Source organism: Vibrio sp. 1180_3 (genome assembly GCF_029478545.1).
GTDB classification, from domain to species: Bacteria; Pseudomonadota; Gammaproteobacteria; order Enterobacterales; family Vibrionaceae; genus Vibrio; species Vibrio aestuarianus.
This window is the reverse complement of record NZ_SJFM01000014.1, coordinates 49,025-61,297: the sequence shown is the minus strand read 5'-3', so window position 1 is coordinate 61,297 and position 12,273 is coordinate 49,025. Positions and strand designations below refer to the sequence as shown.

General features: G+C 43.2%; 14 protein-coding genes. 6 read left to right on the top strand and 8 right to left on the bottom strand.

Translation table 11 applies throughout. The features are described from left to right. Window positions 1-7: 7 nt before the first annotated feature. The 3 genes from sdhA to sdhC are packed head-to-tail and all read right to left on the bottom strand — an operon-like array spanning window position 8 to window position 2,508. Window positions 8-1,774: a succinate dehydrogenase flavoprotein subunit gene (sdhA, locus tag EYW48_RS10680; protein WP_053311821.1), complete on the bottom strand. Its 1,767-nt coding sequence runs from the start codon at window positions 1,772-1,774 to the stop codon at window positions 8-10. After that, a complete protein-coding gene (gene sdhD / locus EYW48_RS10675; protein ID WP_053311822.1) occupies window positions 1,775-2,122 on the bottom strand; it encodes a succinate dehydrogenase, hydrophobic membrane anchor protein in 348 nt (115 codons plus the stop codon). Beyond that, complete coding sequence (sdhC, locus tag EYW48_RS10670; protein ID WP_053311823.1) at window positions 2,116-2,508, bottom strand: succinate dehydrogenase cytochrome b556 subunit; 393 nt, start codon at window positions 2,506-2,508, stop codon at window positions 2,116-2,118. Before sdhC ends, sdhD begins: the two co-directional genes overlap by 7 nt. A 394-nt stretch (window positions 2,509-2,902) precedes the next feature. On the opposite strand from sdhC, the gene EYW48_RS10665 reads away from it, so the two are divergent. Then, entirely contained in the window at window positions 2,903-4,192 is a 1,290-nt protein-coding gene (locus EYW48_RS10665; protein WP_053311824.1) for a citrate synthase, read from the top strand. A 70-nt stretch (window positions 4,193-4,262) separates the two neighbouring features. On the opposite strand, the gene EYW48_RS10660 is transcribed toward EYW48_RS10665, so the two are convergent. Next, window positions 4,263-5,021, bottom strand: a complete 759-nt coding sequence (locus EYW48_RS10660; RefSeq protein WP_053311825.1) for a Nif3-like dinuclear metal center hexameric protein — start codon at window positions 5,019-5,021, stop codon at window positions 4,263-4,265. A gap of 84 nt (window positions 5,022-5,105) precedes the next feature. Between EYW48_RS10660 and EYW48_RS10655 the strand changes: the two genes are divergently transcribed. After that, window positions 5,106-5,870: a DUF1853 family protein gene (locus EYW48_RS10655; protein WP_176313122.1), complete on the top strand. Its 765-nt coding sequence runs from the start codon at window positions 5,106-5,108 to the stop codon at window positions 5,868-5,870. 93 nt (window positions 5,871-5,963) lie between these two features. Here the strand turns inward: EYW48_RS10655 and pgm are convergent, their stop codons facing one another. Then, window positions 5,964-7,610, bottom strand: coding sequence for a phosphoglucomutase (alpha-D-glucose-1,6-bisphosphate-dependent) (gene pgm, locus EYW48_RS10650; protein WP_171980350.1), 1,647 nt, complete (start codon window positions 7,608-7,610; stop codon window positions 5,964-5,966). A 118-nt stretch (window positions 7,611-7,728) separates the two neighbouring features. Next, window positions 7,729-8,277 (bottom strand): replication initiation negative regulator SeqA, encoded by a 549-nt coding sequence (gene seqA / locus EYW48_RS10645; protein ID WP_053311828.1) that lies wholly within the window; start codon window positions 8,275-8,277, stop codon window positions 7,729-7,731. A gap of 92 nt (window positions 8,278-8,369) precedes the next feature. Between seqA and EYW48_RS10640 the strand changes: the two genes are divergently transcribed. The 3 genes from EYW48_RS10640 (at window position 8,370) to fldA (ending at window position 10,050) form a co-directional block, all read left to right on the top strand. Further along, complete coding sequence (locus tag EYW48_RS10640; RefSeq protein ID WP_171980351.1) at window positions 8,370-9,137, top strand: alpha/beta fold hydrolase; 768 nt, start codon at window positions 8,370-8,372, stop codon at window positions 9,135-9,137. 109 nt (window positions 9,138-9,246) lie between these two features. Continuing rightward, entirely contained in the window at window positions 9,247-9,468 is a 222-nt protein-coding gene (locus EYW48_RS10635) for a DUF2788 domain-containing protein (RefSeq protein ID WP_053311830.1), read from the top strand. A gap of 48 nt (window positions 9,469-9,516) precedes the next feature. Continuing rightward, a complete protein-coding gene (gene fldA, locus EYW48_RS10630; RefSeq protein WP_053311831.1) occupies window positions 9,517-10,050 on the top strand; it encodes a flavodoxin FldA in 534 nt (177 codons plus the stop codon). Window positions 10,051-10,104: 54 nt separating this feature from the next. On the opposite strand, the gene EYW48_RS10625 is transcribed toward fldA, so the two are convergent. Together EYW48_RS10625 and EYW48_RS10620 are read right to left on the bottom strand one after the other, a co-directional pair. Beyond that, a complete protein-coding gene (locus tag EYW48_RS10625; protein ID WP_261926919.1) occupies window positions 10,105-10,806 on the bottom strand; it encodes an LrgB family protein in 702 nt (233 codons plus the stop codon). Window positions 10,807-10,809: 3 nt separating this feature from the next. Beyond that, window positions 10,810-11,241, bottom strand: a complete 432-nt coding sequence (locus EYW48_RS10620; RefSeq protein ID WP_277432390.1) for a CidA/LrgA family protein — start codon at window positions 11,239-11,241, stop codon at window positions 10,810-10,812. Window positions 11,242-11,366: 125 nt separating this feature from the next. Between EYW48_RS10620 and EYW48_RS10615 the strand changes: the two genes are divergently transcribed. Beyond that, complete coding sequence (locus EYW48_RS10615) at window positions 11,367-12,245, top strand: LysR family transcriptional regulator (protein ID WP_053311834.1); 879 nt, start codon at window positions 11,367-11,369, stop codon at window positions 12,243-12,245. The last annotated feature ends 28 nt before the right edge of the window (window positions 12,246-12,273 follow it).

Sequence of the window (12,273 nt, the reverse complement as noted above, 5' to 3'; positions counted from 1 at the left end):
CCTCTCCTTAGTACGTACGTGCTTTAGGTGGAAATGCATCACGGTAAATGGGTTCCATATTTACATTACGCTTCGACATAGTTTCTGTCTCAGGATTGTAAATTGAATGGCACAACCAATTTTGGTCATCACGATCTGGGTAATCGAAACGCGCATGAGCACCACGGCTTTCAGTACGATAGTTGGCAGCAACCGCAGTAGCGAATGCCGTCTCCATTAAGTTTTCTAGCTCTAAACACTCAATACGCTGAGTGTTGAACTCGGTTGACTTATCAGAAAGGTACGCATTATTTAATCGTTCGCGAATGACTTTAAGCTCTTCTAAACCTTTTGCCATCGCTTCACCTTCACGGAATACTGAGAAGTTATTCTGCATACATTGTTGAAGATCTTTACGAATTTGTGCAGGGTCTTCACCACCAGTACTATTTTCCCAACGATTATAGCGTTCAAGAGATTTTTGAATATCAGCTTCAGTAGCAGGTTTTGCGTCAGCTTGTTTCTTAAGCGTTTCACCCAAATGTAAGCCTGTCGCTCGACCAAAGACCACTAAATCAAGTAACGAGTTACCACCTAAACGGTTCGCACCATGAACAGAAACAGAAGCAATCTCGCCACACGCAAACAGACCTTGAACTTCTACATCTGCGCCATTAGCGTCTTGTTTGATAGCTTGACCTGAAACTTGAGTCGGAACCCCCCCCATCATGTAATGACAAGTTGGGATGACTGGGATTGGTTCTTTGACCGGATCAACGTGAGCAAAAGTGCGTGATAATTCACAAACACCAGGTAGGCGAGACTCTAACGTTTCTTTACCTAAGTGATCGAGTTTCAATTTGATATGTGGTCCCCATGGACCATCGCAACCACGACCTTCACGGATCTCAATCATCATTGAACGAGCAACAACATCACGACCAGCCAAATCTTTAGCATTTGGTGCGTAACGTTCCATAAAACGTTCACCATCTTTATTTAGCAGGTAACCACCCTCACCACGACAGCCTTCAGTTACAAGCACACCTGCGCCTGCGATACCTGTCGGGTGGAATTGCCACATTTCAATATCTTGCATTGGAACGCCAGCACGGATCGCCATACCCACGCCGTCACCGGTGTTGATGTGCGCGTTAGTTGTTGACGCATAAATACGGCCAGCACCGCCTGTCGCAAGAACTGTCGCTTTTGCTTTAAAGTAGCAAACTTCACCCGTTTCCATACACAGTGCTGTACAGCCAAGCACTGCACCATCTTCATTTTTCACCAAATCAAGGGCGTACCATTCAGAGAAAATGGTCGTTTTATGTTTGATATTTTGTTGGTATAGAGTATGGAGCAAAGCGTGACCAGTACGGTCAGCCGCAGCGGCAGTACGAGCCGCTTGTTCACCACCGAAATTCTTCGACTGGCCACCAAACGGACGTTGATAAATAGTACCATTATCAAAACGAGAAAAAGGTAGTCCCATTTTCTCAAGTTCGATAACTGATTCTGGACCATTTTTACACATGTATTCGATAGCATCTTGGTCTCCGATATAATCCGAGCCTTTCACTGTATCGTACATATGTTGTTCCCAGTGATCTTCATGCGCATTACCTAGCGCTACAGTAATGCCACCTTGAGCTGATACCGTATGAGAACGAGTTGGGAAAACTTTTGACAGCAAAGCACATGATAGGCCTTGCTCTGAAATTTGCAGTGCAGCACGCATGCCAGCACCACCTGCACCGATTACAACGGCATCAAATTCACGAACTGGAATAGTCACTTACGCACCCCACAATACAAATAAGCCAGAGAAGAAGTATCCAAATAGCACGGCGATAACCACAAGCTGCAAACCACCGCGTAACTTAGAACACTTGATATAATCCGTTAGTACTTGCCATAGGCCTATCCAGCCATGAATTAGGACTGAGACTAACGCTAGCATTGTGAAGACTTTAGTAAATGTACCACCAAAGAACTGCGTCCAAGAGACGTAAGAAATATCTCCTGAGAAAGCACAAAAGCTCACTAGGTAGATAGTATAAAGCGTCATGATGATCGCAGAAGCACGGATGAGTAGGTAATCATGCACCCCGTTGCGACCAACTGAAGAAACGTGTTTTACCATACCAAAACCCCCGCTAAAACTGACAACACTGCGGTTACGATAAACGTAACTTTTGCACTCATTGCACCAGACTCTAGCTCTTCAAAATGGCCGAGGTCCATCAGCAAATGGCGAATACCACCAGCAATGTGGTATGACAGTGCAGTTAATATTCCCCACAAGATAAATTTCACAAAAAAGCCGTTAACAATGTTGCTGGCTTCCATAAAACCTACAGGGGAGGCTAACGAGAGGGAGAGTAACCACAACAAAATTCCGACTGCAACAAACATGATCACCCCAGACACACGATGTAGGATAGATGCGATTGCGCTGATCGGAAAGTGGATGGTCTGTAAATCTAAATTAACAGGTCTTGACTTTCTTTCTTTCACGGGCTTGCTCACTCAGCTCCATTGAGCATTTATAGTTATAGATGAAATTTGGTTCCAAACCCACAAAAGTTAACATTAATTTAACAACAAGCCGCGGAATCAGCGCGGTTAAATGTAAAAACATTGTTAACAACAAGACTAAACACACTACCTCACAATTGTTTTTAGCCTTGAATTTATAAGGTTTTCACCAAAATTTGCAGTGCCACTATACGGCTGGCAACATTCTAATACAATTGATGTAACAATTTTTGCTACACAGAACAGATTTTTAACTTTATATGTCCAAAAAATCTAAACAAGTGCACACATCAGAGGAGAAAAATTGACTTTAACCCCGAACACACGTAAAAAAATGTCACACAAACATCCTGGACGGATTAAATAATAAACAAAGGAGATTGTTATGGCAGATAAGAAAGCTACCCTTCATATCGAAGGCAAAGCGCCAATCGAACTGCCGATTATGGATGGGACAGTAGGCCCTCAAGTAATCGACGTTCGTAAACTGGGGTCCAACGGATACTTCACTTTTGATCCTGGTTTCCTTGCCACTGCATCTTGTGAATCTCAAATCACTTATATTGATGGTGGTAAAGGGGTGTTATTGCACCGTGGTTTCCCTATCGATCAGTTAGCCAATAACGCCGATTACTTAGAAGTTTGTTACATTCTTCTTTATGGTGAAGCTCCAAATCGTGAACAATACGAAGAGTTTAAAAAGATCGTTACTCGCCATACGATGGTTCATGAACAAATTGCGAGTTTCTTTCACGGTTTCCGCCGTGACGCTCACCCAATGGCTGTTATGTGCGGTGTGGTTGGAGCGCTTGCGGCGTTCTACCACGATTCACTCGACATTAATAATGATACACACCGTGAGATAGCGGCTTACCGCCTGCTTTCTAAAATGCCAACACTTGCAGCCATGTGTTACAAGTACTCAACTGGTCAACCGTTTATTTACCCACGGAATGATCTAAACTATGCGGAAAACTTCCTGCACATGATGTTTGCAACGCCATGTGAAGAATATGAAGTCAACCCTGTAGTGGCTCGTGCGATGGATAAAATATTTACCCTGCACGCTGATCACGAGCAAAATGCGTCTACATCGACCGTACGTCTAGCGGGTTCTTCAGGTGCTAACCCATTTGCGTGTATTGCCGCTGGTATTGCTTCTTTATGGGGACCAGCTCATGGTGGTGCAAACGAAGCTTGTTTGCGCATGCTTGAAGAAATTGGCAGCGTAGATAACATTCCTGAGTATGTGGTGAGAGCAAAAGATAAGGATGATCCATTCCGCTTAATGGGCTTTGGTCACCGAGTGTATAAAAACTATGATCCACGAGCGACGGTAATGCGTGAAGCTTGTCATGAAGTTCTAAAAGAGTTGAACATCCAAGACCCATTATTGGATGTGGCGATGGAGCTTGAACGCATCGCACTTTCTGACGAATATTTTGTTGAGAAAAAACTCTACCCGAACGTTGATTTCTACTCAGGCATTATCCTAAAAGCTATCGGTATCCCAGTTTCTATGTTTACCGTTATCTTCGCCATGTCTCGTACTATTGGTTGGATTGCACACTGGAACGAAATGCACAGCGACCCTGACAATAAAATTGGCCGTCCTCGCCAACTTTACACAGGTCAAAAAATGCGTGATTTCAAACCATTGCACGAACGCGAATAACAAATCTAGTCAGAAAAGAGCGAGTATCCACTCGCTCTTTTTTATTTTATGCAACCACGCAACAAGCTGACTACACAGGATTATCGATATCGATAAACTCAACCTCAAAACCATATTCTCTCGCTAACCATTCTCCTAAAGCCTTAACACCATAACGCTCTGTTGCATGATGCCCGGCTGAAAAATAATGAATACCCTGCTCTCTTGCTGAATAGGTAGTTCGTTCTGATATTTCACCAGAAATAAATGCATCAAGTCCTTGTTGAACCGCAAGTTCGATGTAATCTTGCCCACCGCCCGTACACCAACCAACGGTTTCAATCATTTGCTCCGTCTGTGTTGGCGCGATATGCAAAGGCTGACGATTCAGAACTTGGTTGATTTTGGCCGCAAACTCAACACCTGACATCGGTTTGTTAAGACGCCCAAACATCGCAACAGATTGAGGGTGCCCTTCCATTCCACCTTCAACTTCAATGTCGAGCAAACGCGCAAGCTCGGCGTTATTCCCTAACTCTGGATGGATATCTAATGGTAAGTGGTAACCAAACAGGTTGATATCGTTTTTAATTAAAGTTCGGATACGTTTGCCCTTCATGCCTCGAATCGGTTCAGATTCACCTTTCCAAAAATAGCCATGGTGAACCAGTAAAGCATCGGCTTTAAGTTCAACGGCCTTGTCAATAAGTGCTTGAGAGGCGGTAACACCCGTAACAATCTTTTTGATTTCAGATCGACCTTCGACTTGTAAACCATTCGGGCAATAGTCTTTAATTAACTGAGGAGTAAGCTTTTGATTGATTAAAGCTTCAAGTTGTAAATTATCCATTATTCATCCCAAGATTGTATTTTTAACTAGCGTGGTTATAACAATTCCGAGCTAAGATGTCGAAAAATGAAGAAGAGAAAATCAATGAAGATGGACCTAAACTCACTGGCAAACTGGGTATCGACCACCCCTGCATTGTTTCATCACAAAGGTGTTGTTGCCACGCAGCATCCATTCATGCAGGACATTCCGCAGCTTAAAGAGGGTTATGCTGGTAACCCAAGATTAGGCTTTATCTATCAGCATCTATGCTCTCTACTATTTAAACTCGACCCAACCTATTCAGCCGTTTCTGAGGAAATTCAGTTAAATGATGCAGGAACAACACTGGGGTCACTTGATTTCGTTGTGAAAAATAAACGGCAGCAACGCTATGAACATTGGGAAGTGGCGGTTAAATTTTACCTTCTCCATCAAGGGCTCTGGTATGGACCAAACTCACAAGATCGTCTTGATATAAAGCTCGACCATATGCTCCACCAGCAACTAACGCTATCTCAATCTGAATCGTTTCAAACCACCTACCCACTTTGGCGTGATATCAGCCACCACTTGTTAATGCAAGGCCGTTTGTATACCAACCCCTTTGCCAACGAAACCATTCCAGAACAATGTTTAGGTTACTCAATTAATTCGTCACAAATTGCCGGGTATTGGTGCTATCAAAGCCAAGCAGAGCAAATAAACGAAACGCTATTCTTACTTGACAAGCCACAATGGATAAGTGGGAAAAGTACCACAAGCCCAGTGTTTACCTCAGCCCCAGAACACGGTTTTGTTCATTGCCAAAGTGAAAGTGGTCGATTTTGGTTTATCGTGCCAGATCAATGGCCACATCAAAGCGTTTAAATCATATATAACCGTTTTGATATCGGTTACAAACGTAGCTCAAAACAGAACGGGCGACCCATAAGGTCGCCCGTTTTCATTAATGATTTAATATTATAAGCCTGCGTCAGCAAAGACTTGATTAACGATATCCTGAGCTTCAGATTCAATCTGTTTCAAGTGTTCTTCGCCTTTAAAGCTTTCACAGTAAATTTTGTATATATCTTCCGTACCTGAAGGACGAGCGGCAAACCAACCAAAATCGGTCGTCACTTTAAGACCACCGATTGCCGCGCTATTACCCGGAGCATGCGTCAAACGAGCAGTAATTGCGTCACCCGCTAATGTTTGCGCTGAGACCATTTCTGGTGATAGTTTGCTAAGTACTGCTTTTTGAGGGCCATTAGCGACAGCTTGGATACGGCTGTACTTTGATTCACCGTGTTTTGCAGCAAGCTCTTCATAATACTGTTGAGGATTTTTACCTGTCACTGCGGTGATCTCTGCAGCCAGTAAACAAAGAATGATGCCATCTTTATCTGTTGACCATGGCGTGCCATCTTTGCGTAGGAACGATGCCCCCGCACTTTCTTCACCGCCAAAGCCAAATTGACCACTGTATAAACCATCAACAAACCATTTAAAGCCGACAGGTACTTCACACAATTCTCGGCCAAGGTCAGCGACAACACGATCAATAAGAGCACTTGATACTAAGGTTTTGCCGACGGCAACGTCTTGACGCCATTGCTGACGATGACGATATAGGTAGTCAATACATACCGCTAAGAAATGGTTTGGATTCATTAAACCTTTCGGTGTCACAATACCATGACGGTCATAATCAGGATCATTACCAAAAGCTAAGTCATACTCGTCTTTTAGTGCCAGCAGCCCTGCCATAGCATAAGGTGAAGAACAGTCCATACGCACCACGCCATCTTTATCTAATGACATAAATTGGAAAGTAGGATCAACCGCCTCACTGACTAGCGTTAAGTTCAGCTTGTAAGCTTTACCAATTTGACGCCAATAATCGATGCCACTGCCGCCCAATGGATCAACGCCCAGCTTAAGATTGGCTTTTTGGATAGCTTGCATATCAATAACATTGACTAAGTCATCAATATACGGTTTGACGAGATCAACCTGTTTAAATAGTGGTGACTGTTTGGCTTGCGTAATCGCTACACGTTTAACACCTTGCATACCCTCAGCAATAATTACATTCGCTCGGTCTTCTATTGCTTGCGTTAGTTCACCTTCGGCTGGACCACCGTGTGTTGGGTTGTACTTAATTCCACCGTCTTGTGGTGGATTGTGCGATGGTGTAATAACAATACCATCGGCTTTCTGTTGATGAGTTAAGTTATAAGTCAGAATCGCGTGAGAGATGCCTGGCGTTGGTGTATAGCCATTATTCTCTTGGACAATTACTTCAATACCATTGCCAATCAGTACTTCAACAACGCTAGAAAATGCAGGTTCTGATAGCGCGTGCGTGTCTTTACCGACGAAAATAGGGCCTTGAGTTCCTTGTTCTGCACGTACTTCAGCTAATGCCTGAGTAATCGCTAAGATATGATTTTCGTTGAAGGTTGATTTATCTGCACTACCGCGATGACCTGACGTACCGAACTGTACTTTATGCTCGGGGCAAGCTGGATCGGGTTGAAGTAAGAAATAGTTTGCGACAAGCGCAGGGATATTATGTAGATCTTCCTGAAGCGCTTTCTGTCCTGCGCGTGGGTGCATAGCCATTTTGACATCCTTTCTTGAAATAACGACGAAACAAAAAGCCTCATAATACGAAATTTATTTCTCGCAGTATGAGGCTTAAATCAGATTTTTATCTTTGAATAACAAGCTAAAGAAAATGTTAGATAGCGTTTGTTACTTTCTCAATGATGTCTGACGGGAAATTCATCAGCGACATCAATTGCTCAATCATCTGCTGTTTACGGCTGGTATTATTGTTAGTGATCACCCAAAACGGCGTATTTGGAATCGATTTTGGTTTCGTTGTTTGACCACTTTCAAGTAAGGTTTGCTCATTATCTGCAAAGTAAACGCGTTTACGCCCTTTGTTCACTAACGTCGCTTCGGAAAAACTTGCAGGATCAATGCGGTATAAAGTTGAAAGCACCAACATAAAGCGATCAATCGCTTTTTTCAGACCCGCAAATTCATCAGAAATCAGCAAAGAACGCATCTCTTTTACGCTATCAATCTGTGTATCTCGAACGGCATCTTTACTCACAACAATGCCTTTAGGTTCAACGTTTACTTGTGTCATTACCGTTGCAGCAGAAACCTTACCATCAACGTTCAGCAAGCGACGCAAAATGTCAGACGCGCTTTCACCAATATGCTGGGTTTGACTTGCAATGTAACGGTATAGATCCTCATCAACCTCAATTGTTTTCATTCGCTTTTCACAATCTCAATGTTTAAACTCTGAGAGATTATAGCGAGATCTTCACTGATACTCTACGTTAAACCAATCACTAATAAGATAAAATGTCAGCACTTCTTAATTATAAACTCGAAGGTGAAGGTCACACCGTTGTTTTGATCCATGGGTTATTTGGTAATCTCGACAACTTAGGCTTACTCGCCCGAGATCTTAAAACTGACCATCAAGTCCTGAGTATTGACTTGCGCAACCACGGTCAATCATTCCATTCACAGCAGCATGATTACGCCAGTATGGCGCAGGATGTCGCCAATCTACTTGAGTATCTAGCCGTTGACTCAGCGATAGTCATCGGACATTCAATGGGCGGTAAAGTCGCCATGAAACTGACTGAATTTGCACCGAATAAAATGAACAAGCTTATTGTTTTAGATATGGCACCGGTAAGCTATAACCAACGGCGACATGACAATGTGCTTGCAGGGCTTAAGGCGGTTATCGACCAGCAACCGACCTCTCGCGCGCAAGTAATGTCGATTCTAGCCGAGCATATTGAACTCGAAGGTGTACGCCAGTTTTTGAGTAAATCAATCGTAAAACGTGATGATAACGTCATGGAATGGCGTTTCAATGTTGCAAGTATTGAAAACAATTATTGGCATATTTTAGAGTGGCAGACTATTCCGACTACCAACATTCCAACGCTATTTATTAAAGGCAGTGAGTCAGATTATTTAATGACTGAACATCAACCCTTGATTCAGCAACAATTTAGCCAAGCTAAAGCGCATATCATTGCCAATACTGGCCACTGGTTACATGCTGAAAAGCCCGTAGAAGTGTTGCGGGCTATCCGCAAATTCACTGATTAAATCACCGTTTGTTGTTGAAACAAGTGTGAAATAGGTACTCATGCACGCATTAACTTTGACGAATAACAGTGGTATAGTGCGCGCAAGCAAATTGGCATAAAGGATTCCCATGCTGTACGACTACATGAACATGCTTGAGTCGATTGGACTCGATCTTCTTTTTGCGGCTATATTCTTTCTTATTGGTATGGCGATCAAAGATGTCCTTAAGCAGGGCAATGTTCCACCATTTGGACGTCGTATTGTATGGCTAGTTCTGTTTTTAGGGTGTGCTGGCTTTATCACTAAAGGGCTAATCCAACTCAGTTGGGAAGGCACTGGTCTTGGGTAAAGAGCAGGTTCATCCGCCAGAAAATGACAAATTAAAGGTAATGATTCTATGGCAAGTGTAGGTCTCTTCTTTGGTAGCGATACAGGCAATACTGAAGCGGTTGCGAAGATGATTCAAAAGCAACTGGGTAAGCAGCTCGTTCACGTTCAAGATATTGCTAAAAGTAGCAAAGAAGATATTGATAATTTCGACTTGTTGCTTCTTGGTATTCCGACTTGGTACTACGGTGAAGCACAGTGTGACTGGGATGACTTCTTCCCTGAATTGGAAGCGATCGACTTCTCAACCAAGCTGGTTGCTATTTTCGGTTGTGGTGACCAAGAAGATTACGCAGAGTATTTCTGCGATGCAATGGGTACCGTTCGCGACATTATCGAAAGTAAAGGCGCAACCATCATTGGCCATTGGCCAACCGAAGGTTACGAGTTTGAAGCATCAAAAGCATTAGTAGCCGGTGATAACGACCACTTTGTCGGTCTGTGTATTGATGAAGACCGTCAGCCTGAGTTGACCGACCAACGCGTCAATAGCTGGGTTAAGCAAATTTACGATGAAATGTGCTTAGCTGAGCTGGAAGACTAAAAAAAGACCCCCTGCGAACGCTGGGGGTCTTTTTTATATCAACCAATTAAATACTTACCAAAGTAGATGGCCTATGAAAGGCGCCAACAGTACTGTTACCATGCCTGCTAGCATCATCACCACGCTTGACACAACCCCTTCAGAATTACCAATTTGATAAGCCTTAGCCGTACCTGCACCGTGAGCCGACGCCCCAAGACTGGCACCCCTTCCTAACCGCGAGCGAATAGACAAGGTTGTCAAAACCACTTCACCAACCGCCATGCCGATAACCCCAGTTAACACCACAAATAACGCCGTAAGATCACTTTGACCACCGATTGATTTAGTCGCTTCAACAGCAAACGGAGTGGTAATTGAGCGCATGGCTAAGCTACGCTGTAATATCTCTGGGAGATCAAGCCAACGAGCCATAAGAACCGAGCTACCAACAGCGGTAACGACTGATACTAACACCCCTACCGACAAGGATAACCAGTGCCGTCTAATCAACACCCGGTTATCATAAACGGGTATTGCAAAGGCAACCGTTGACGGACCTAACATCCATAGTAACCAATGAGACTCTTCCATATAAGCTGGGTATGGGATGTGAAAACCCATCACAACCGCAACCAACAATAGTGGGGCAAGTAACAACGGCATTAAAAAGATTGAACGTCTACGCTGATAGAGAAACTTACTAAGGTAATAAAATACCACTGTTAATACTAAACAAAGGGATCCAAGCTGTGATGAAGTGAAAATAGAAGCCATAAGTTAAGACTCCACTCTAGCAAGACGATTTCTTTGATTACTTTTACGACGAGCCAGTTTCAACTCGATGCGATACACTTTGTCGACAACCCACGCAGTCACTGCAATCACGACCATAGTACTCGCTATTAATACCGCCAGAATTCTTAACCCATCTTGCTGCACAATGTCTTGGTAATTAACCACTGCAACCACTGCAACCACTGCAGGTACAAAAAATAATAGCATTTCAGCGAGTAGCCATGTTGCGCCTTTTCGTAACCAGTCAACACGAACCACGCGAAACATAATTAGAGCAAGCAACAATAGCATTCCAGTCAAATTCGCCGGTAAAGGCAGATGAAAAGTCGTAACCAGATACTGAGCAACAAACCAAATTAATGACAGTATAACTATTTGCAACAGAGTCAGAGCGACAGTGCTTACTTTTTTCATGATGGCTTTGGCATAAGTTTGTGAGTTGAGTCACACTATAATTCATCACAAAACCATCACAAAATGAATTTTCATTATCAAATTTATGCCAAAATGGAATGAAATTGAGATGGTATGAGTTGAGTATGAATATAAAAGCATTGCGTTACTTCGTTGAATTAATTAATCAGCAAAGCTTCACTCGTGCATCCGAAAAACTTTTCGTTACACAACCAACCATCAGTAAGATGATTCGTAGCCTTGAGCAAGAGATCAATCAACCGCTAATACAGCGTGAAGGAAGACGTTTCTGGTTAACGGATGCGGGAGAAGTTGTCTACCAAAGAGGGTTAGATATTCTTGCACAAATGGCGCAATTAGAATCTGAATTAATCGACTTAAACACACTTGAACGTGGGCACTTGCGTCTTGGTATCCCACCGATGGTTGGCCACTTATATGCCGGGCTTATTCGTCAATATCGCCAGGCCCACCCAAACGTAGAACTGACCATCGTCGAATATGGAGGGAGAAAAATAGAACAGGCCGTACTTAATGGAGAAATTGATGTGGCAATAACCATGCTCACGCCACATACTCCCGACAGCCTAACCTCTTTGCCTTTAGACTGTTATTTAATTTATGCCGTATTACCAGATACCGAGCCTTGGCGACGTCGTAAAAAGATTACTTGGTCTGAGCTACAACATGAACCATTTTATCTTTATACACATGAGTTTACCCTGAGTGACTATATAGGTTCACTTTGCGAGCAACATGGATTTACTCCACAAGTTTCTGCGCGCAGTAGCCAATGGGATTTTTTAGTCGCACTGGTTAAAAGTGGTGTCGGCGTTGCGTTTCTTCCTGAACCACTTTGCCAAAAAATTCAAGAACAAGGCATTTTAGTGAAACCAATAACGCCAAATATTGATTGGCACTTAGGCGTTATTTGGCACGCTGAACGTTATGTATCTCGCACAGCCGATGCTTGGATTAACCTATGTAAGCAATATAGAGGCTAAGCCTCGATATCAATAATTGATGCCATTA

Excerpts from the sequence above, each read along its gene's own strand:
- sdhD (WP_053311822.1), bottom strand. The coding sequence starts at position 2,122 with ATGGTAAAACACGTTTCTTCAGTTGGTCGCAACGGGGTGCATGATTAC.
- EYW48_RS10665 (WP_053311824.1), top strand. The coding sequence starts at position 2,903 with ATGGCAGATAAGAAAGCTACCCTTCATATCGAAGGCAAAGCGCCAATC.
- EYW48_RS10660 (WP_053311825.1), bottom strand. The coding sequence starts at position 5,021 with ATGGATAATTTACAACTTGAAGCTTTAATCAATCAAAAGCTTACTCCT.
- EYW48_RS10655 (WP_176313122.1), top strand. The coding sequence starts at position 5,106 with ATGAAGATGGACCTAAACTCACTGGCAAACTGGGTATCGACCACCCCT.
- pgm (WP_171980350.1), bottom strand. The coding sequence starts at position 7,610 with ATGGCTATGCACCCACGCGCAGGACAGAAAGCGCTTCAGGAAGATCTA.
- seqA (WP_053311828.1), bottom strand. The coding sequence starts at position 8,277 with ATGAAAACAATTGAGGTTGATGAGGATCTATACCGTTACATTGCAAGT.
- EYW48_RS10640 (WP_171980351.1), top strand. The coding sequence starts at position 8,370 with ATGTCAGCACTTCTTAATTATAAACTCGAAGGTGAAGGTCACACCGTT.
- EYW48_RS10635 (WP_053311830.1), top strand. The coding sequence starts at position 9,247 with ATGCTGTACGACTACATGAACATGCTTGAGTCGATTGGACTCGATCTT.
- fldA (WP_053311831.1), top strand. The coding sequence starts at position 9,517 with ATGGCAAGTGTAGGTCTCTTCTTTGGTAGCGATACAGGCAATACTGAA.
- EYW48_RS10625 (WP_261926919.1), bottom strand. The coding sequence starts at position 10,806 with ATGGCTTCTATTTTCACTTCATCACAGCTTGGATCCCTTTGTTTAGTA.
- EYW48_RS10620 (WP_277432390.1), bottom strand. The coding sequence starts at position 11,241 with ATGAAAAAAGTAAGCACTGTCGCTCTGACTCTGTTGCAAATAGTTATA.
- EYW48_RS10615 (WP_053311834.1), top strand. The coding sequence starts at position 11,367 with ATGAATATAAAAGCATTGCGTTACTTCGTTGAATTAATTAATCAGCAA.